17 protein-coding genes are annotated in these 21,136 nt (G+C 52.7%); 8 read left to right on the top strand and 9 right to left on the bottom strand.

Translation table 11 applies throughout. From position 1 onward, the window contains the following. Positions 1–84: 84 nt before the first annotated feature. The 6 genes from WW58_RS13675 to WW58_RS11830 all read right to left on the bottom strand — a co-directional run bounded on the left by WW58_RS13675 (position 85) and on the right by WW58_RS11830 (position 7,103). Positions 85–600: a hypothetical protein gene (locus WW58_RS13675; RefSeq protein WP_143247023.1), complete on the bottom strand. Its 516-nt coding sequence runs from the start codon at positions 598–600 to the stop codon at positions 85–87. Between the two features lie 258 nt (positions 601–858). Continuing rightward, positions 859–1,218, bottom strand: coding sequence for a hypothetical protein (locus WW58_RS11855; protein WP_143247021.1), 360 nt, complete (start codon positions 1,216–1,218; stop codon positions 859–861). A 10-nt stretch (positions 1,219–1,228) separates the two neighbouring features. Then, complete coding sequence (locus WW58_RS11850; RefSeq protein WP_046437887.1) at positions 1,229–2,197, bottom strand: hypothetical protein; 969 nt, start codon at positions 2,195–2,197, stop codon at positions 1,229–1,231. A gap of 23 nt (positions 2,198–2,220) precedes the next feature. Continuing rightward, the gene (locus WW58_RS11845; RefSeq protein WP_046437885.1) at positions 2,221–2,448 is read right to left on the bottom strand and encodes a DUF4236 domain-containing protein; all 228 of its coding nucleotides are present in this window, start codon (positions 2,446–2,448) and stop codon (positions 2,221–2,223) included. A 316-nt stretch (positions 2,449–2,764) separates the two neighbouring features. Then, positions 2,765–4,945 carry a DUF262 domain-containing protein gene (locus WW58_RS11835; protein WP_094139655.1) on the bottom strand — a complete coding sequence of 727 codons (2,181 nt, stop codon included), beginning with the start codon at positions 4,943–4,945 and terminating at the stop codon, positions 2,765–2,767. A gap of 94 nt (positions 4,946–5,039) precedes the next feature. Next, positions 5,040–7,103, bottom strand: coding sequence for an ankyrin repeat domain-containing protein (locus WW58_RS11830; protein WP_022198376.1), 2,064 nt, complete (start codon positions 7,101–7,103; stop codon positions 5,040–5,042). A 55-nt stretch (positions 7,104–7,158) separates the two neighbouring features. Between WW58_RS11830 and WW58_RS11825 the strand changes: the two genes are divergently transcribed. The 5 genes from WW58_RS11825 to WW58_RS11800 all read left to right on the top strand — a co-directional run bounded on the left by WW58_RS11825 (position 7,159) and on the right by WW58_RS11800 (position 13,454). After that, a complete protein-coding gene (locus WW58_RS11825; RefSeq protein ID WP_022198375.1) occupies positions 7,159–7,431 on the top strand; it encodes a helix-turn-helix domain-containing protein in 273 nt (90 codons plus the stop codon). 463 nt (positions 7,432–7,894) lie between these two features. After that, positions 7,895–9,454: a sigma 54-interacting transcriptional regulator gene (locus tag WW58_RS13670; RefSeq protein WP_094139653.1), complete on the top strand. Its 1,560-nt coding sequence runs from the start codon at positions 7,895–7,897 to the stop codon at positions 9,452–9,454. A gap of 120 nt (positions 9,455–9,574) precedes the next feature. Next, positions 9,575–12,076: a DNA mismatch repair protein MutS gene (gene mutS / locus WW58_RS11810; protein WP_046437876.1), complete on the top strand. Its 2,502-nt coding sequence runs from the start codon at positions 9,575–9,577 to the stop codon at positions 12,074–12,076. Between the two features lies 1 nt (position 12,077). After that, entirely contained in the window at positions 12,078–12,671 is a 594-nt protein-coding gene (locus tag WW58_RS11805; protein ID WP_022198372.1) for a 3'-5' exonuclease, read from the top strand. Between the two features lie 51 nt (positions 12,672–12,722). Then, positions 12,723–13,454, top strand: coding sequence for a GDSL-type esterase/lipase family protein (locus WW58_RS11800; RefSeq protein WP_022198371.1), 732 nt, complete (start codon positions 12,723–12,725; stop codon positions 13,452–13,454). Between the two features lie 74 nt (positions 13,455–13,528). Here WW58_RS11800 and WW58_RS11795 read toward each other — a convergent pair whose 3' ends face one another. Next, entirely contained in the window at positions 13,529–15,844 is a 2,316-nt protein-coding gene (locus WW58_RS11795) for a protein-disulfide reductase DsbD family protein (RefSeq protein WP_046437874.1), read from the bottom strand. A gap of 81 nt (positions 15,845–15,925) precedes the next feature. Between WW58_RS11795 and WW58_RS11790 the strand changes: the two genes are divergently transcribed. Together WW58_RS11790 and WW58_RS11785 are read left to right on the top strand one after the other, a co-directional pair. Further along, positions 15,926–16,333: an OsmC family protein gene (locus WW58_RS11790; RefSeq protein WP_022198369.1), complete on the top strand. Its 408-nt coding sequence runs from the start codon at positions 15,926–15,928 to the stop codon at positions 16,331–16,333. A 131-nt stretch (positions 16,334–16,464) separates the two neighbouring features. Continuing rightward, entirely contained in the window at positions 16,465–16,926 is a 462-nt protein-coding gene (locus WW58_RS11785; RefSeq protein WP_128153726.1) for a hypothetical protein, read from the top strand. Positions 16,927–16,937: 11 nt separating this feature from the next. Here the strand turns inward: WW58_RS11785 and WW58_RS11780 are convergent, their stop codons facing one another. Together WW58_RS11780 and WW58_RS11775 are read right to left on the bottom strand one after the other, a co-directional pair. Beyond that, a complete protein-coding gene (locus tag WW58_RS11780) occupies positions 16,938–17,405 on the bottom strand; it encodes a deoxycytidylate deaminase (protein ID WP_012419394.1) in 468 nt (155 codons plus the stop codon). Then, positions 17,395–20,061: an MFS transporter gene (locus WW58_RS11775; RefSeq protein WP_046437870.1), complete on the bottom strand. Its 2,667-nt coding sequence runs from the start codon at positions 20,059–20,061 to the stop codon at positions 17,395–17,397. The genes WW58_RS11780 and WW58_RS11775 overlap by 11 nt, the downstream gene beginning before the upstream one ends. Before the next feature lie 476 nt (positions 20,062–20,537). Between WW58_RS11775 and WW58_RS11765 the strand changes: the two genes are divergently transcribed. Then, entirely contained in the window at positions 20,538–21,098 is a 561-nt protein-coding gene (locus tag WW58_RS11765; protein ID WP_094139648.1) for a hypothetical protein, read from the top strand. The last annotated feature ends 38 nt before the right edge of the window (positions 21,099–21,136 follow it).

Here is a 21,136-nt window from a genome sequence, read left to right as displayed (position 1 = left end):
TCTTTTGTTGTGCATAGGTTGAATCCTGATTGAATTATATTTATTTTAATTTTTTTGTTTTTGAAGTTAGAGTTGGCTCTGCCGTCACAGGCCATATTTCAATGCAGGGCAAATAATTTCAATAGGATATTTAGAAAAAATCATATTAAGATCATCAGATCCATATTTTTCTGTGACTCCAATAGCATACGATTCTCCTAATTTTTTATTTGCATTCTTATATTCAACCGCATGAATATATACTCCAGGAAGAGTAAAATTAATTTTAGGAATCCTGATGGTTGCTTGATATTTATGAGTCAGTCTAGTATCGGTTTTAGCTTTTGTTATCATTATTATTACTTTTATTGACTCTGAAGTGATTTTGATAGTTTTGTATTCATCGCCCATTCCCCATAATTTAGATACTATTGTGCAATTTTTATTATTTTTAGGATCAATAAGTAAATTAGGTGGAAATACTGACCAACTTTTATTTTCGTAATAGTTGAATGAATAAGCTCCTGAAGAATCTATTATGGAATGAACTGCGAATTGGGAATATCCTAAATTAAGAAGAGATGCAGTAAATGCAATGAGTGAGATGATTATTTTTTTCATATTGCTTTTGAGGTATTGTTGATATAATAAATTCTTGGATTATTTCTTTTGGCGTTGACGGGATCAATCGCTTTGAGCCTTCCTTTTCAATCATTACGGAACAGCCAATCCTTGATGGATGCCGTTTCAATACCGTTGTTGACGAATAAAGACGGCGTCATCAATGATTTTAGTAAGCAATGGCGAAAAAGATGCTGGAAGTGATTAAAATGTGGTTTCCACTGGAATCCGCAGGCAGGAGTTTCGGATGTAAGAGAACTAGTCTGATTGAAGCAGCTCGTCGGCGCTTTTTAGAAAATCATCAAGGCTGTGGAATTGCGGGGAAGAGGGATTTTTCCAGGAAATGGGAGTGATGCAGTTTTTTTGAATATATTCGTCAAGATGGCGCCCGGTGCATCTTTTCCCTCTTGTGATCAGGTTGTCCAATTCGGAATTGATGGCATCCGACATCATTATGAAATATCGGATATGGCTGCGTTCTTTTACCAGCTTCTCATATTTCCCGGAGAGAGTATGCTGCCGCCTGGGGGCGTGTTGTTTGGTTGTGGTTAAGGCAATCCCCAGGGACAGGAAAAACAGGCCCCAGAAGATCCATTTGATATGTTTGGCTGTTTTCATTTTCGGCATGTTAAAAAGCGGAAATATTCGTGTTTGACGCAGGCTGCAGGGAGGGAGAAGTCAGAAGATATTCTTTTTTCCGGATGATTGTTTTTTGCATTTTTTCCAGTTTTTGAAAGTCGTTCCGTATTCCTTTCTCTAAATTGGTTTGTTTGTTTTGTAGGGCACTTATCTGTTGAGGGGAGCCGGGGGATTGATGGCTGAACATGAAGACGAGGGGCAGAGAGATGATGAGGGCCAGACTGCCGAAGATGTACCCTCCGCGCAATTCGAGATGCTCGGCGGGAGGTTGAACCGGAAATGGAGCAGGATTGTTTTTTTCCCCGCGGGTATGTTCGTTCAGGTTATCCAGAGTGACTTGTCCGGGTTTTGGAGTAAATGGAAAGGCCGGATTTTTGACGAGCGAGAGGGTGAGCTTGTAAACGATCAGCTGCAGCAATCCCAGAAAGATCATGGATAGAATAAAGATTCCTGCTCCATCATCTGATTGCCGGATGACGAGGAGGAACGGAATATAAGCCCACAGGAGGAGATTGGCCGTACACAAACTGTATTCCTCCTTCAGGGAATCATTGAATTGATTCCATTTTTTCAGAGGGGAGCGGGAAAGCTGTTTGATTATCTTTTCAGATTTATCCTTTTGTTCGGCGTAGTAGTTGGCTTCTTTGCCGTCTCGATTTCGTTCGTCGTATTGACCGTCCTTACGGACAAGCAGAGAATAGCTGGAAAATTCTTTAATCTTTTTATCGGCCAGATCGCATTGGGCCGTGTGAAAAAGGAATTGTTGTTTTTCCTGTTCGGTTAACCAGAAGTCTCCCAGGTTATGGTGAAGGTTTTGGATGATTGTTTTATTTCCTTTTTGGATTTTCCAGGATTTGAACAGATAACAAATAGGCCGGAAAATGAGGTAAACTGCAATAGCAAAAATAATGGCGCTGATAATTCTGGCTATCCAGTCTGTTTCTTGTTTGTTTGCCATAGTTGCGGTGGTGATGGTGTTGTTTATTTGTTTTTGAGTGACGTGATCAATTTCTGGATGGCGTCATAGGAGATGAAATGCCCGATGCCCAGTTCCGTTCTGGGCCAGCCCAGATGAAGTCTGATTCCATGTTTGTTTACGGTTATTTTGCGTCCGGTTGTTCCTGTGGTCAGAGAGAATCCTCCCTTGGAAATGTTGAGCCAGAGGATTCCGGGAATAAGGGGAATACGCCGGTAAAATCTGATGAACATTGGGAAACGTAAAAGTTGATATGGAGGTTATATAGTTTTGCAATTCTTCCGCGTCAAGATTAAAGTCCCCTGTTTTGGGGGATTTGAGCTTGCCGGCATATTGGGCTCTGTTATTTTGAACGATATTCTTCTATGGGCAAATCCCGTGCCAGCTTTTCCGGAAAGCGCGGAAGTATTGGAAATGAAGGGAGCCCGGACGCTGAAAGGCAAAAGATATGTTTCCGAAATGGATAAAAAATGCCCGCCCCGGCAAATTATTGATCGGAGCGGGCAGAGGCACTGTGACTCTTAATGAATTGCTTTTCAGAAAGAATTATTAATGTCCTGTTCCTGTGGAGAATATATAGGCTGCCATTTTGTCGGTGAGTTCTCTTCTCCTGTTTTCAGCAGCTTCTTTATTCCAGGAGGAAACGCAATGCGCTAGTGCCTGTACAGTTTTGTAGACACTTTGTCTATAGCATTCCTCTTTTTTATTATGCTTGTTATTGATGGACCTATTCAGATTGGATTCCAGCAGAACCAGATTGCCGAGCCTGTTTAGCTCTTCTTTCCATTCATTTTTAATTTTTTCTGGGTCTTCTTGATCTGTAAAACATTGAATATGTTCGATATCTGTTCCTTGATTGAAAAGTTGTGCAGAGGAGATTTCCGGATTCTGGAGATATTCACACAGGAGGCAAACTAAACGCTTCCATGTATTGTAGCCAGCGATTTCTTGATCGCAGGCCTTTTCGAATAAATCTCGGTATTTTTTTGTATATTCGTTCAGAACGAAAAATATATCAGCTCCGGAAGGAGAAGAGATTCGCAATAATATATCGTACAAATCTTTAATAACCATGTTAACTTGTTTTGCCCAGAACAGACTTGGCGGTATGAGCATTTTGAATAGTGTTTCTGTGAAATTTTGTAGTTGTTGAGGAGTTATTCGTTCAAAGAAAAGAGCGATAATAGCATAATCATGAACAAACTTTCCATAGCGAGTTTTCCAGATAAAATGATTAAGTATTTTATACGTTTCATTTTCCTCAATTAAATTACATGAAATTGTATAACAGGCATTCAGTTTTCTGAGATCATCCAATGTGAGCAAATTTTTGTTCAGGGAAAATTTATACTTGTTAAATTCTTTATATGGATTTGTCTGAAGGGTCGTACCAAAGAGTCGTTCAAAGAAAATCTGATGTCCCATACGATATGCTTCACTATCAAGGCCGTTTTTTGCGATGAGTACACGCTGATAAGTCGATAAAAGATCATCCATACTAAATGAAGGCTTCTCCGGATGATCCCTTTTTCGATTGTCTATGGATTGATAAATTTCTGAGATTCTATTGAAAATATCATCATCATCTCCGCAGATATGTGTCCGGTAATCGTAAAAACGGATTTTGAACAAGTCAGAAGTTCCAAGATCAAGCCCTGTTGTGTTGATTGTATCAAAAATTTTTAACGTTTTTGAAAGATTCGCGTGTGTTTCGATGACGATGAATTGAATATTTTTCGTGATGAAATTTGATAATTTATTTAATGTATCTTTGGGAATGGAATCATATTCGTCTTTGTTTGAGAAGAATTCCTCAATAAGGCGGTAGAGTTCTTTTGCGTTTTGTGAATATTTATTGTGAGTTTTTTCACCCAATCTTTCTACATCTTTTACACTTTTTAAATCAGAAAAGAATTCATCCAGATCCTCTTGAGCGGAACCTCTGTTAACATGAGTATATAGGATAGTTTTGAATTTTTTATTGAAATCGTTTCCTGTCAAAACGTCCAGAACACATTGGAGAATAAGAAACGTGGTCAGACGTTGTTGTCCGTCGATGATGTCATAAGAACGTTTCTTGCCATCGGGATCTAAAAGAACAGGCGCCGAAAACTGGATCGTACCCATGAATACGGGTTCCTGTTTCTTAAAGGCATCGGATAGATTTTCTATCAGGGATCTTAATTCGCCATTTCCCCATGAATAGGGGCGTTGGTAAATGGGGACATGATAGCGGACTTCTCCGGAAAATAATTTGGAAAGGTCTTCTGTTTTACAATCCAGCTTAAAGCTGTTTTTGGAGCTTTCATTTTTTAATTCCATCCAGGATTCGATCACTGGTGCAGCGTTAGCGTGTCTACAAAAATGTTCTTGTGTATCATTTCCATATTTAGCCAGAAATCGATTCTTTTCGGGCAACAAAAAGAGGTTGGCTTTGCAGATAACTACATCGTTCTCATTAATATATTTCCGATCATTCGAACAAAAATGAATTTTGCTTTCTTCGTAAGAGGAAAACGAACTCAGACATTCTCCTATGGCTATTGAGGTCTCTCCTTCTGTAATGATCAGAAGATCCCCCTTTTTTACTTTACGCCAATCTCCTTTTTTCGCATTGTCTGATGCTCCTCCAAAAAAGACGCAACCGTAATTTAAGAACAAATGAAGAATGGATTCTCCGTTGTTTCCCCAGTTAGAACCAACTTTCCATACATTTTTTTCTGAACACATTGTTTTGATCTAATGGTTTTAGTTTTTTTATGATAAATTTTCTCCAATGAAAGTCAAGTCTGCGTTCTCCCGAAACAGGGGATTTTGTTGGAATTTAATTGTGTTTTACTTTTTTATTTTTGATATTATGTTGCGGATAGGTCCTTACCTCCAGCGGGGGCTTCACCGTCATGCTTATTTCTTTCCAAAGATGCATTTTCCTTTCCATTGTTTCCGGGAACAGGAGTTTGCCTCCCGCATGGCGATAGGAGGAGAGGATGGAGGCCATTCGCTCGCCGCGTTCCCGGAGGCCGGCCTCGTCCTTGAGAAGTGAATATTTTCTAAGAGTTGCATACATAACGTGCTGCCGGAGAATTAAAGAACTGAAGTCCTGCTGCAATTCCGGTTTTTCCATGGGGAAGCCCGCCTCCAACCATAGATAGGTGAGGGTGCGGAAGGGGAAGTTTTCCAGCGTATGTCTTTCCGCGGCCGCCAGGATATGGGCGATGGTCTTTTCCGGGTGGCGCGCCGGGATGGAGTGTGCGTGAAGGAGCCGGGCCAGTTCATACAAGCCGTCATCATCCTGGGGGACTTCTTCCGGTTCCCGCAGCCCATATTCCTGCGGAAGATCCGAAAAACGAGAGGAGCACAGCTTTTTTCTTTTTTGTTGTTTGATCCCGGCCAACGCTTCCGCCAGCACATCCCAGGCATTGAGGCCAGCCCGGTTGCAGGCAAGCGGATCCGCTCCCAGCCTGAGAAGCCTTTCCGCGGCATAAAAGTTTCCATAGCGGCAGGCTTCCAGAAAAGGGGTATTTCCCCTTTCGTCCATGACCTCCGGTTGAAAGAAGTTCATCAGGAATTGTTCGCTATCAAGGGAAATCAAGATCCAGGGGGAGGAGCATCTCGCCAGTTCGTGAAGCAGCGTTCTTCCATGATAGCGCGCCTGCATATCCAGGCGCAGGCCCGCTGCGGCGAGGATGCCCAGACAATCCCATCCGGCGTGCATGGCGGCGAACAAGGTGATGAGTTGCTGCTCCTCCGGGATAACGGGATAGCGGGATAACATGGCGAAGAGTCCCGAGTAAGGATGTGGAGCGTCAACCAGTTCATGAACAATGGCGGAGCGGCCCAGTTTGTCACGCTGCCAGGGATTCGCGCCCGCTTGGGTCAGGGAGGCATGGAATGTGGCCGGTTCCCCGCAACAGCACATTAACGGAGTTTGCCCATTTTTGTCCGGAAGGTTAACGTCGGCCCCATGTCTGATAAGTTCCCGGGCTATGACTAAATTCCCGGATTGACAGGCTTCCATCAGCGGAGAAGCTCCCGTATCGGGATGTTGAACGTCCAGGTTGGTATCCGGGTGTTTGCTCATCAGCATTCCCATGAATTCCCGGGCCAGTCTGCCCGGGCAGTCGCCCTCAGCCAGGATGTGCAGGAATGAGGCCCTGTACATGGATAACGCGTCGCCCTTATCAAAAGGGGCGCCGGGGATATCCCCCCTGACGCCGGCCCGGAGCATGTAACGGACGGCTCCCCATTTTTTGGACATGGCGGCGAAGGCTAAGAGAGTCAGGCCATGATGGTATCTGCCGTGCAAGTTGGCTCCGCACCGTTCCAGGGCGGATAAATACCGAATGGATGAGTTTTCCCTGCTGTGGTCAAAGATAAAGAACTCTACGGCAATTTCTCCATAGTCCATGAATTGATGTTCCCCGCCTTTTCCTGTCGTGAGAAAGATGTTCCGGGAGGATAGTTCTTCCCCGGAGGCGGTGAAAAGTTCACGAAAGATTTTTTTACGAAGCGGACTGACTTTTTTGCAGGGGAAAAACAGCTTGTGCCAATCGACAATATAGCGCCGGTTACGTTTGATTCCCGTTTTTTCCGGTTTATCCAGCGTGCAGACTTGATCAAAATGTTCTTCTATCCCCGGTTCCGGCGTTTCCCGGAAGGGGAGAAGAACAAGGCGTTTGTTTGCATCAATGGCAATCGTTCCCGGGTGGTTTTCCGCGTCCAGTTCCGCGGATAAAGCCTTGGCCGAGGCAATGATGGAATTTTTCAGATGCTCGGAAAGGGACTCCCAGGCTTGTTCCTCCGGGAGGCGTTTCCTCCTCCCGGAGTTTTTCCGAAGGGGGTGCTGCGAGTTATTGTTTTTCATCAATCGGCGTGTTTTGAGCGGCATGTTGAATTATTCCCCTAATTTGGGGGATTTTATGAAAATCAGCTAGAATGTTATCATGCAAAGAGATCGCAACAGCGTTCAGGAAGAATCTCTGAGAGCGTTTTTGAGAAAAAAGCGCCTTGAGAAGGGATATTCCCAGCTCCAGCTGTCTCTGATGCTGGACAATACCAGGACGTTTGTTTCCAAATATGAGGCCGGGGAACGCTATCTTACTTTTACGGAGGTGGTGTTGATTTGCCATTTGCTGGATGCTGATCCCTGTGAAATCGCTCGCAGGCTCCATCCTTTGCTGGACAGGAACGGAGGATGGAAAGGAACGAGGCGATGAGAGCCGTTTTATTGGGCAGGGAAAGCGCATCGTTTTCTTTTTAGCAAAAAGTGTGCCAGCCCAAAGAAGGCTGCCGTTATATTCCGGGAAGGGGGGCTGGCTTAAAAGGGAAGGATTATTTTTGACCAGACGGTGGTTTTATATTGACCGGCGTGTCCCGTTTTTGTTCCTTTATTGGTGCGGAAACGGAACCGTTTTCATATGGCACGTTATTTGCTGAAGATCTGAAAATGGGAATAAAGATGAAGATAGCCGCTTTTGATATGGAAACGTGCTGTTGTGCCGCGGCGTTCTCTATCCTCTGGAATTGCCGTTTTTTACGGGGAGAGGGACAGGAAAAGGGCTTTATCTTTCCGGGGTGTCCGTATGAAGTTGTTTGCAGGAAGCTCCGGGTGTCTGAGAAAGCGGCCGGCATGCACCGGGATGCGGATTCAGACAGGAACGGTTTTAGGAAGAAGATGTCATGAGCAGGGAACAATCATTGATTATTGTTGGATACGGATATGCGGATTGCCTGCTTGGAGGCGCGATTGTGGCGCTGAAAGAGAAGGAGGAAGGAAGGGGGACGGAGTTGAGGTTTTCTTCCATGAACGGGCTGGCGGGAGTGTTGGCGGGAGTTCTGCTTCAGGAGAAGCGGCCCGGAGTCATTTATCTGGTAGGAATTGGCCTGGGCAGGAACAGCCGATTGCTGGCGGAAAAAATCGAGTCGCTGGGAAGGTCGGGAGTGCGTGTGGTATGGTTGAGCAACCAGGAAATGGGGGAACAGGAAAAGGCCTGTTTGTCCGGATTGCTGGAAGAAAGAATAGGCGACTGCGACCTTTACTTTACGGAGATGGTGTATCGCTTGTGCGCCCCTTGGGGAAAACAGGGGGAGTTGGCGAAATACCTGGCGAAAGTCGGGCGTCAGGAAGATCCGGATTATGGCCGGATGTTGGAATTGGCCCAAACAGCCGGATTTGTCAACCGGGTAATGCGGTCGGGCGATGATCATGGCAGGAAAGTTCTGGCCCTGTATTTAAACGATTTGCTGAGCCGGAGAACGGGAGGCGAGTCTGCCGCCATGCGCCGTTATATGGATTTGTTCCGGTTGTATGGGCACCGGGAGATCAAGGGAAGGAGCAGAGCTGTTCAACGATTAAAAGAGATGATTATCAAGGCCGCTCCCGTGGATGACGTACGCGTCATGATTCTTGGCGAATCCGGGACGGGCAAGGAGAGTGTGGCTGTGCACCTGCATCTCAATTCGCCCCGTTGGAATCAGACTTTCCTTTCTTTTAATTGCGCCTCGTCCAATCCCGGGTTGCTGGAGGCAACTTTTCTGGGGTATCGCAAGGGTGCTTTTACGGGAGCTTCCGGAGATAAGAAGGGGGTTTTTGAGCTGGCCTGCAGCGGTACCCTGTTTCTTGATGAAATCGGGGATTTGCCTTTGGAGTCTCAAGGTGTTCTGCTGCGCATTCTTGAAGAGAAGCGCCTGCTGCCTCTGGGCGGAACCAGCGAGGTAGAGGTAAATGTGCGCTTGATTACTGCCACCAATAAAAATCTCTGGAAAATGGCGAAGGAAGGGACATTCCGTGAAGATTTGCTGTTTCGCCTTCAGGAATTTACGGTTACGACCGTTCCTCTCAGGGAGATGATGGAGGATGTTGCGGAAATAGCGGATGCTTTGTGGAGAGGGAGAAAGGGCGTCCCTTTGCCTGATGGCGCGGATGAAGTGTTAATGACTTATTCCTGGCCGGGAAACGTGAGGGAGTTGTCCAATTTTTTGAAATATGCCGACGTCATGGGGCATGGAAACTGGCGGGATGTGCTGAGCCGGTATTTGGAGAATCGCGGAACAGAAGAAAAAACGGGGGGTGAGGATATTCCCGGAGTGATGCCTGTCCGGCTGGATGAGGTGGCGGCCTGGCATTGCGAGAGAGTTTATCAGCAATGCGGCAGCATCAGCCGCGCCGCTGAACTGCTGGGGATTCAGAGGGCGACGCTTCGCAGGCATTTGCTGAAGAGGGGCAGTAAGGCGGAGTAGCTGGGGAAGGAACTAATCCTGTTTCAAGAAATAGGTGTTTGCAGGATATTCTCATCCTGTCTTGACCGGATTCCAACCTTGCTTTGAAGCCGCAATCGGATTACTCTTTCACCGTTATTTATGAGTAGTTCCGGACCTGCCTCAACCCCGATGATGGATCAGTACCTTCGCATGAAGAAGGGCTTGCCGGAAGACGTGCTGCTGTTTTTCCGGCTGGGGGATTTTTACGAAATGTTTTTTGAGGACGCCAAGGAGGCCTCCGCCATTTTGGGCCTGACGCTGACCAAGCGCCACGGCATTCCGATGTGCGGGGTGCCCCACCACAGCGCGGAAGGGTATATCGGACGGCTGGTGAAGGGAGGTAAGCGGGTGGCTATTGCGGAGCAGACCACCATTCCGCAGCCTGGCAAACTGGTGGAGCGGGAACTGACCCGCGTGATTTCCGCCGGAACCCTGGCGGACATGAATTTGCTGGATTCCTCCCGCCATAATTACATTGTGGCGTTGTACAGGGACAAGAAGCGCTTCGGCCTGGCATGCGTGGACCATACCACGGGGGAATTTTCCGTGGCCCAGTTCGAACACATGGATTTGCTTCTGGACGAGCTGTCCCGCATCAATCCCTCCGAACTCCTGGTCAGCGACGAGCAGACGGACTGCTTCCCCGGAACCCACCCCACGCTTTATTACGACGGATATACTTTTCTGCCTTCCACGGCCATTCCCAATTTGCTGAGCCATTTCCGGGTGCATTCCCTGGACGGCTTCGGCTGCGGGGAGATGACCGCCGCCCTGGGGGCGTCCGGCGCGGTGCTCCATTATCTGGGCTACCAGCTCCGCCGCCCCACGGACCACTTGCGCCGCATTTCCGTGCGCGCCACGGAGAACGCCGTGCTGATTGACCAGGCCAGCCAGAGGAATCTGGACCTGGTGGATTCCCGCGGCGGCGTGAAGCTTTCCCTGCTGGGGACCCTGGACAGGACGAGCACACCCATGGGCGCACGCAAACTCCGGGACTGGCTGCTCCACCCCCTGTGCGATCTGGAAAAGCTCCTGGCGAGGCAGGAGGTGATCGCCGTTCTGCTGCAGGAGCCCTACCTGATGAGCAAGCTGAGGGAGAGCCTGAAGAATGTGCGGGACATGGAGCGGCTGACGGGGCGCATTTCCCAGGGTGCCGGGAATGCCCGCGACCTTCAGGCGCTGGCTTCCTCCCTGTCGCGCATCCCCGCGCTCAGGGATGATTTGGAATCCCTGCCCGGCGGCGGGGAGATGCTGGAGAGCATCCGTTCCCGCATGGGCTGTTTTGATGAGCTGGTGGATTTGCTCCAGCGCGCCCTGGTGGAGGAACCGCCCGTGACCATCAAGGAGGGCGGCATCATCAGGGAAGGGTATCACGCCGGTCTGGATGAATTGCGGCTGGCTTCCCGCGACGGGAAGGAGTGGCTGGCACGGCTGCAGGAGAAGGAGCGCAAGCGCACGGGAATTGATTCCCTGAAAATTCGCTTTAATAACGTCTTCGGTTATTACATTGAAGTAACGAAGAGCCATTACGATAAAGTGCCCCCGGATTACCAGCGCAAGCAGACGCTGGTGAACGCGGAGCGCTTTATTACCCCGGAGCTCAAGCAGATGGAGAATACCATCCTGGGGGCGGACGAGCGTTCCCGCCAGGTGGAGTATGAGCAGTTCCTCCTGTTGCGTGAAGAAGTGGGCCGCCACATTGACGATATCCAGATGACGGCGGACGCCATGGCGGATCTGGATGTGCTGCTGGGGCTGGCTGAGGGCGCGCAGCAGTACCGGTACTGCCGCCCCGTTCTGGACAATTCCATGACCCTGCGCATTGTCAATGGCCGTCATCCCGTTATTGAGCAGAATGTTTCCGGCGATGTGTTCGTTCCCAATGACGCCTTTCTGGAACCGGAGGAAAACCGCCTTATTCTGCTGACCGGGCCCAATATGGCGGGCAAGAGCACCTATATCCGCCAGGTGGCCCTGATTACGCTGATGGCCCAGATTGGAGCGTATGTGCCGGCGGAAGCCGCCCACATCGGTTTGGTGGACCGCATTTTCTGCCACGTGGGAGCCAGCGACGACCTGGCGCGCGGCCAGTCCACCTTTATGGTGGAGATGAGCGAAACTTCCCTGATTCTGAATAACGCTACGGAGCGCTCCTTGATTATTCTGGATGAAATCGGGCGGGGCACGGCCACCTTTGACGGTCTTTCCATCGCCTGGGCCGTGGCGGAATACCTGCATGACGAGCTGAAGTCCCGCACCCTGTTCGCTACGCATTATCATGAGCTGACGGATTTGGCCAATTCCAGGCAGGGCGTGCAGAATTACAATGTGGCCGTGCGGGAGTGGAAGGAGGAAATCGTGTTTCTGCGCAAGATTGTGCCGGGAGCGGCGGACAAGTCCTACGGCATTCAGGTGGCCCGACTGGCCGGCATGCCTGCCGTCATTGTGGACCGCGCCAAGGCCATCCTGTCCCATCTGGAGATGAATTCCACGCGCCCCAGGAAAAAGGGGCGCTCCCGGCTGGCGGAACCGAGAGCCAAGAATACGGACATGGACGACGATATGCCTGTCGGGGAATACGCTCAGCTGGAGTTGTTCTGATATGCCTCCGCTTTCGGATACAATCGGCGGCCTGCGTTTCGCCGCCATTGATTTTGAATCCGCCGGCGCGGCCCGGGGGGAGACGGACCAGCCTGTCCAGATAGGCATAGCCGCATGTTCCCGCCTGGAGGACGAACCTGAGTTGTGGACTTCCTATATTGCGGTGGAGAAGCCGGTTTTATGGTCCGCCTCCCAGGTGCACGGCATTACTACGGAGATGCTGGCGGATGCCCCGTCTTTTCCTTCCCTGTGGCCGGAGATACGTTCCCGGCTGGGGCAGGCCGTGGTGGTGGGGCATAATCCGGCTACGGAACGGAAGTTCCTGCGGCGGTTTCCGGGCCACGGCTTCGGTCCGTGGCTGGATACGCTGGCTTTGGGCAGGATGTGTGTCCCCGGTCTGGAGGATTATTCCCTGTCTTCTTTGTGCGGCGCCCTGGGGTTGACCTGTTCCGTGGAGGCGTTGCTTCCTGCGCGCCGCTGGCATGACGCTTTGTATGATGCGCTGGCAAGCCTGCTGATTGTCCGTTTTCTGGTAAAGGAATTGAATTTGTCCGGCCAGCCTCTGGAGGTATTGGGCAAGGCGGTGAGAACATGATTTTCCCGGCAGGGGAAAGAATGCTTTTCCGGGCCGCGTATTCGGAAAAAGATGAATGCTTCTGTTTTCTCTGCCGTTTTTTTATTGCTCTCCTTTGCTTCTTCTGCCGTGTATGCGTCTCCTGCTGATGAGGCTCCGGATCCGCCCGATGTTCCCAAACTGAATACCCAGCCGTGGGTTCCGGCCCGTTACAGGGCGGTTCGGGAAAATTTGCTGGGGAAGGAATGCGGCATTCTGTTCGTGGGGGATTCCATTACGGAATGCTGGGAACGGGAAGGTGCCGCGCTGTGGAAGAGGCTGTTTCTGCCGATGAAGGCGGTCAACTTCGGAGTGAGCGGGGACAGGACGGACAGCATGCTGTGGCGTATGGAGGATACGAAACTGGCGGTCAAGACTTCCCCCCGCTATTGCGTTTTACTGGCCGGGACGAATAATATCGGCCGCTGGAAGGGGAGGCAAGCCGCAGCGCAGACGGTGAAGGGCATCCGGGAGATAGCCGTACGCCTGTTGAAGAAGTTTCCGGAGACCCGTTTGATCCTGATGGAGGTGACTCCCTACGGCACCGATCCCGGCAGCCCGTTGCGCAGGAGGCAGGAGGAGATTAACCGTTTGCTGCGCAGGCTGGAGCTTCCGAGGACCACCATTTTATCCATTAACGGCAGTCTGCTGAAGCCGGACGGGACGTTCAGGGAGGGCATGTTCAGGGATCATGTCCATTTAACGGAGAAGGGTTATCAGGCATGGGCGGACGCGTTGCTGCCGCTGTTGAACGGGGAAGGGTAAGTTCTCTCCGTTTCCTGCTGCCCGGCATGGCCTGGGGGGAGGGCGGCGGATTGCCGCCCGCATGACAAGACGTCCTAGCGTTCCATTTCCTTTTCCAGGAATTCCAGCAGGTAGGCCGGGGACAGGAGTTCCCTGGTGACGACGGGTTTTCTGCCGGGAAGATACAGGGCATTGACGGGAACGGCCGTGCGCCCCAGGTTTTTAAGTTCCCGGTCAATGGCGGGGTTCGTGCGGGTCTTGTCCGCCTTCATCATGACGATGCCATATTTTTTGAAAGCGGCCAGCACTTCATCCGTATAGGAGGCCTTGTTGACCTGGCAGGTGGAGCACCAGCGGGCCGTAAAGTCCACATAAACGGGTTTCCCTCCGTCCAGGGCGGCCTGCATGGCTTCCGGGCTCCAGGGTATCCAGATGTTCCCTTCCTCCTGGAGGGAGGGCGCTGCGGCAGCGGAGGACTCCGCCGCCCCGGGAGCGGAACCGCGGCCGAACCAGGCTGCTCCTTCCGGCGGAAGCATGTAGTACAAGCCGGCCAGCAGGAAGATTACGGAGAAGATGCCTCCCGTGATGCGGGACTTTCTGCTGCGGTACATGGGGCACCATCTGCCGTATACCCAAAAGGCCATGGAAAACAGCACCAGCCCGAAGAAGAGGAACAGGATGTCCTGAGGATGGTTTTCAGCATCAAAGAAGGCTATGTAAATCCAGAGGAAGTAGGCGGCGGTGCCGAACATCAGGAAGGACATGGCCTGCTTGAAGGATTCCATCCATGCGCCGGGTTTGGGCAGGTATCTGGTCAGGACGGGAAAGGCGCCCAGAATGATGTAGGGAAGGGACATTCCAAGCCCCATCATGGTCAGGCAGAGTACGATGCCCAGAGGCGGCTGGAGCATGGCCGCGCCGATAGCCTGGCCCAGGAACGGAGCGCTGCACGGGGTGGAGATGACCGTAGCCAGGGCACCGGACCAAAAGGAGCCGGCATAACCTTTCCGGTGCTGGAGGTCGTTGCCCATGGTCGTGGCTTTGACGCCTATTTCAAAGACGCCGAACATGCTCAGCCCCATGGCGAGCATCAGGCCCAGCAGACAGAAATTCACCCAGGGGTTTTCAAACCAGAACGCCCAGTTGACAACGCCCTCCGCGCCGCGGCCCAGCCAGAAGTCTCCGCTGAACACGCCGGGGCCGGCTGGGGCGCTCCAGTCAAACATGTTCGCTTTCAGCGCAATCAGAATGGCAGTAATGATCCAGAAAGAAATCAGGATGCCCAGTACGAAGGTAAGGGAGTGGGCCAGCACTTTTTTCCGTTCCCCCCCTCCCAGCTGGACGAATCCCATAATCTTGAGGCCGATTACCGGGAAGACGCACGGCATGACATTGAGGATGATGCCGCCGATGAACATGAAGAACATGATTTCCCCCAGGCCCATCAGCGGAGGAGCGGGGATGGAAGCGGAAGATTCCGGGGCGGATTCCGTTCCGGCGGCTGTTGCCTGAGATTCCCCGGAGAAGGGGCGGTCGTCCGCGGTGATGATGATGCCTTCCCTGCCGGCGCGCAGGATGCCGGAAAGGCTGGTCAGAGGTTTCCCTTTGTCCGCGTCCGGCAGGTTGTTGGGATAAAGGCCGTCCGTGGTGTCATTGAATTGCATGGACAGCTCATAATTGGAGTCATCCAGTTTTTTGAAGGTTTGGGGAGTGGTAGGGTTGATTTCCCCCTGATTGCAGAAAAAATAGACGGAATCCTGCGGAACGGGGCGTCCGTTTGTCCTGAGGTGCAGGGTGACGGTTTTCCCTTCCTGGGAAATCCGGGCTTTCAGCCCTTCCGCCCAGTCGGGGGCGGCAAGCCCTGCCATGTTCCCGGTCAATTCCGCCGCGTCAGGGGCTGTCTGCCCGTCTCCGCGCTTCAGTGTGACGCTGAAGTTTCTGGTTTCCGGGGCGGCGCACTGTTCCGCGCACATCTGCCACGTCATGGTGGTGGTGAACATCGCTTCCGGGGGGGCATCCTTTTCCGGAGTTACCCGGAACGCCATTTTAGCCTTCCCGCTGTATCCGTAAAAATCCACAAGCCCTTTCCCCAGTTCCGGGATTTGCCAGAAGGGGCCTTCCACCCGGAAGCCGGGCACAGGCTGGAAGGCGGCTTCCATGGGAAGTCCCACGGTTCCCGGATTTTTGTAGTAAACGTGCCAGTGGTCCGGCAGCGCCAGCTCCGTCACGATGACGAAGGAGGCTTCTCCATAGGAGGTGACAGTGGCCTTGGAGGAACCGGATGTCTGGGGCGGACCAAAGTTTCCCGCTTCCCCGAAGCTCATTCCTCCGAAGTCCTGGGCCTCCCCCGTGCTGAAACACCCGGCGATCATGCCCAGGCAGCCGACGGCTGCTTTCAAAAAGTTTCTCATAGCAAAGGCGGTTACCATAAAGAACGGGGGGATTCAATGTTTGTGTGTTGCATGGCGGGGAGCCTTGTATAAAATAAGGCCATGGTAAAAACTAAAACGACGTACGAGGGCGGCCTCCATTGTTCCATGGTTCATGAACCTTCCGGGGCCACGCTTTCCACGGATGCCCCCGTGGACAACAACGGCAAGGGTGAGTCCTTTTCCCCAACGGACCTGGTAGGAGCGGCGCTTGCCGGCTGCATGAGCACGATCATGGGTATTGTTGCCGAACGTAAGGGGATTCATCTGGAAGGCATGACGGTGGAAGTGGCCAAGCATATGAATGCGGATCCCCGCCGTATCGGCAAGCTGGAAGTCGTCATTACCGTTCCTCTTCCGTCCGATTATCCGGACAGGAAGCTGCTGGAACAGGCTGCTCTGAGCTGTCCGGTCAAGCACAGCCTGCACCCTGATATTGAAATACCCATTACCTGGAAATGGGTTGGCTAATCGCTTCCGTGTTTTCTTGAGACCGCCTGTGAAAACAGGCGGTTTTTTTTGTGATGTTAAAAATGTTGGAAAAATGAAATAATAGTTGAGTATACTTGACTTATAGTTTTATGTTGTGCATTTTTCCGGGGATGAAAAAGTTGTTCCCTGTCTTGTTGCTGATTCCTGTGACGGTGTGCGGATTGTTGTCCGGATGCGGAGGAGGGTCGGGAAAGTCCGGAGATGACGGGAACACTTCCCTGAGCGGACAGCAGGTAAGCCTGTTTGAGGGAGGAAGCATCTTATTCCAGCTCCAGTTCAGCGGGCAGGACGTGGATGTTATCAGAATGGATACAAGAGCCGTGTACGACGGGGTTTATACGTACCGGTTTAATAGCGGGGAGAATGCCGGCGTATTGAATATTGCTCCGGCTGCCAACAGCAGCTCCGCCTGTACCATGGCGAATGTGAACATTGCCTTTGACGACGCCGGGCGGAATGCGGGCGTCATTACTTCGGGCACCATTACGGAAACCGGGCTTGATTTGGATCCTGCCATTGACGGCGTTCCCCGCCCCATGGCCGGTTGGACATGCCGTGTGCACCGGGATTGATTTTCCGGGCATCAGCTGTCCAGGACAAGGGGGAAGTGTCGGCTGAGCGGATAGTCCGTAACCTGGATCAGTTCCACGCCGTAAAGGCTGGCGATGGCAGGAGCTTCGGATTTGTCATAAGGCTCACAGTAATAAATGGTCTTTACGCCATGGGCGCACAGCGCCTGCATGCATGAAGTACAGGGCATCGTAGTACATGCCACCACCTTGGCTTCCCCCCTCCGGAACAGGCTGCACAGGTTGATTTCCGCATGCAGCATGTATTTCTGGCGTTCTTCCCGGCTGGCCCAGAAGGTGTCCTGAGCCTTGAATCCGGGATACAGTCCGTTGTAAGCGGTGCCGATGACGCGGTTGTCCGCATCCAGGGCGGCGGCCCCCACCTTGCGGTACGGGTCCTCCGACCGCAGGGCTGCCGCGTGCGCCAGCGTCATTACATACTGCGGGATGGGAAGGCGGGTTGACGAGGAGTTATTGTTCATGGTTGGAAGACTGGAGTTCCGCCAGGAAGCCCGACTCGTCCAGGTACAGGTTGGGCGGCAGGGAATAAGGGGTGGAGAGGGTGGCCCCGGCGATGACGTTGGAAAGAGGGGGATTCTGGTAAAAGCCGGGGAGGAGGCGTCCTCTTGTCCTGGCCCTCATGCCGAGCTGAACGGTGCCGTCATCCAGCTTGAAGACGCTTCTCTTCATGGACATGGCCAGGATAATGCCGCGGTCCGTGGCGAAGCAGGGCCGCCAGCCGATGTTGGGGAGAACCAGGTCGCCCGAGCCGCTGAAGTCATAAAACGGCGTGCGCGTATTCGGAACCAGGCTGTAGAGCCTGCGGCGCAGGAAATCGGAACCGGCTATCTGCCTGATGCCTTCCGGCATGCTGTGGTCCCCGTCGCTGATGAGGTAAACGGGAGTGCTGGTGAGGATGGGCCACAGGACGGCGGCCACCGTTTCGTGGACTTCTTCGCGTCCTATGCTGGTGAGCAGCAATTCCCGGGGCTGGAGGGAGTTCACCCGTTCCAGCTGCTGGGCGTTCATCCAGAAGTCGCACAGGCGGCTTTGGGAGCGGGTGCTGTCCAGCAGGGTGGACAGCCATTTCCTGAGTTCCGGATGCTCTGCTTCCACGGTATCGTTCATCAGGCATTCCGCTATTTCATACCCGGAGAGCCGCGCGTTTTTAGAGAAGACCAGCGGCTTGTGGGCGATGCGCTCCAGATGGTTCAGGATGGCATCCCTGCCGATGCTGGCTGCAATTTCCAGGCATGTGGAGGATAGCTCCCGAAGCGTGTTGATGACCATGCGGGGATTGACGGCGTCAGGCTCAATGGGCTCTCCGATGGCGGCGGTGAAACGGTAGGGAACGCGGAGAGGCGCCTTGGAGAAGAAGCGGTTGCCTGAGTAGGAGAAGATGCTGCCCCATAGTTCGTCCATGTAAATGGGCACGATGGGGCAGCGCGATTTTTTCGCCAGCATTTCCAGCCCCCGGCGCGCGGCGCACAGGGTTCCCGTGCGGGTGAGCTGGCCTTCCGGGAAGATGCAGATGACTTCTCCGGCCTTCAGGGCCTGGATGGCCTTGGACAGGGATTCCCGCGGATTACGGGAGGAAATGGGCAGGCAGTTGAAGAGTTCCAGAATCCAGCCGAGCCAGCGGATGGCTACGAATTCCTCCGCCACGATAAATCGGATGGGGCGCGGGCAGATGAGAGAAAGGAACAGCGCATCCCCGTAGGTGACATGGTTGGAGACGATAACGGCCCCGCCGTCTTCCGGGATGCGGTCCTGGTGGATGATGCGGGAGCGGTAGACAATCCTCATGATCCAGAGGCCCATCATGCGGATGAATTCACGGGGAATAAGCCGGAAGGCCACAATGGTAATGACCACGCCCAGGGCGGCCAGCACCCAGAATTGGTTCTGGATGGAGAAGATATTCCTGAGCATGAGCTGGAAGCCGACGGCCACCAGCCCCATCAGGCAGTCCATCAGGTTGCCGGCGGCGATGACGGTGCTGCGGTTGGAGGGGTCGCAGTTGTCCTGAAGGTGGGCGTTTAACGGCACCAGGTACGCGGCGGCGAAAGCTCCGGTGATGCCGAACCCGATGTTGCTGGGGAGGGAGCCGGGTGCGAAGAAGGACATGAATATGCACCCGATAGTGAAGCCGATTGCGCCCAGGGGAATGAGCCCCAGTTCAATTTTTTTACGGCAGATGATGGAGGCGATGACGCCGCCTACCACCGTGCCGCCGCTGAGCCATGCCATGAGAATGGCCGCGGACATGCTGAATCCGGTACCGTCAATGGGGTGTTCCTGGGCGATTTGGAGGGAGATGAGCATCAGGGCGCCGGCCAGGAACCAGAAGTAGGACACGCCGATTTCGCTGAGCCTCAAGTCCCGCTGGCTCCAGAGATACTTGAGCTGCACGAAATGTTCGTAAAAGAGCTTCCATTCGAATTTCCTGGTCTGGTTGGCCGGATACCGCGGGAGGTAAAGGGACGCAATGGCTACGGGAACGGCGATGCAGGTGAGGATGAATGTGGGGAAAGCGGCTGCTTCCCAGCCGTCGTTGGAGGAGACTTGCAGGATGTCGAACCAGGCGAAGATGCCTATCTGGGCCGCCAGCATGGACAGGATGAGGCTCATCTCCATCAGCCCTGAAGCGTAGCCCAGCTGCCGGGAGCCTACCATGTCCTTGACCACTCCCTTTTTGGCCGGGCTCAGGATGGTCGCCTGGACGGAGAAGACGCAGAACCAGAAAACGGCCATTTCAATGTTTTCGTATTTGTAGCACAGAAGCATGGCCCCCAGTACCAGAATCTGTAGGAAAGACATGAATTGAATGATGCGGGCCTTGCAGAAACAGTCCGCCAGCCATCCGACGAAAGGGGAGAACAGAATGTAGGGCAGAACAAAGATGCAGGCCAGAATGTACTGGAGGGAGTTGACCCAGGAATCCGGCCCGTATGCGGCGTTGGTGGAAGCCAGCCAGACGCCCAGCGGAATCAGCAGGAACTGGGCGGCTTTTTCATTGAAAGCGTTCTGGGCTTGAATGAGAATCAGGGAATAAAATCCCCTCCATTCCTGTTTTGAGGGCATTTTTTTCTTAGATGTCTGTACGTCATCCATGTGGGGCGGATTGTAGCAGATCATGGGGGGTAGGGAAGGATAATCTGTTCCCGTACAGGCGCGTTCCCGGGAAGAGGGGGAAGCGTTTTTTCCAGTTTTTTGAAGAGGGCGGGCAGGGGAGGGCCGGAGGTCGGCGCGGCATGTTCGGGAGGGAAGCGTCTCTTCCCGCTGGAGAACGGAATGGAGCTCCGGCTTCTTCCGAATAAGGCTGCGGCAGGAGTACCTGTTGGAGCGCTTGTTGATAAAGAGTGATGGTTGTTCCGTCTTTGTGCCGTTTTCCGGCTCTTCCTTTTGTTGAGTCCGTCCAGGGCTGTTCCGGCGCTGCCGATGGGTAAAAGAAATGCGGCGAGCGCGTCTGTTCGGGCGGCTTTGCCCGCGTGCGGGGACGGAAGCCGAAGATTCCTTGTCATGAAGAGGTTCGGCAAACAGGCTTTATGGTTGACATGAGGTTGCGGGACCGTAGGATGCTGGCAGAAAGCTATCACCCGAAGAGAGATTATATGAATACTTCCCCGACGATAGGCGTGCTGCTGGCCGCAGGTGCAATTCTTCTGCCTTCCTGTGAAACGGAGCGCGTGAATGAACGCCCCATCGGCATTTATCCTACGGAAAATGTCTATCCGTCCGGCGCTGTGGGCGCCCAGGGCGATAGCCTGCTGAATGATATTCAGCGTGAAAATTCTCTGGATCCGATGGCCGGGCAGAATTCCGGTTTTAACCCGGACCCCGCCCGGACCAATTCCGGGACCATCGGCAATATGGTGGGAGGGGCCAACAATATCACGCCTCCGGCTCCCGTTGTGCCCAAGCCCGTCGTTCCTAATCCCGTGAGTGGTTCCGCCGGTTCCGGCATTGCCGCCCCCAGGCCAGTAGAACCTCCCGCTTCTTCTTCCGTACCGGTGGCGTGGCCTACGGCGGATCCCACGGTGGTGGTCAGCCCGTATGACCGCACCAAGAAGATCAAGATTTTGAACAGGAGCACCAATAAGCCGTATCCCTCCGGGACGGTATTGCGGGACACCAACTTTCCCAACGAGATTAAGAAGTTCCGCGTGCCCTGATGCGGCCGCCGCAACGAGATCATGCCGCGCCCCTGAAC

This window comes from Akkermansia sp. UNK.MGS-1, assembly GCF_000980515.1.
GTDB lineage: Bacteria > Verrucomicrobiota > Verrucomicrobiia > Verrucomicrobiales > Akkermansiaceae > Akkermansia > Akkermansia muciniphila.
Note: the sequence above shows the minus strand (reverse complement) of the source record. Positions and strands in the feature narration are given on the sequence as shown.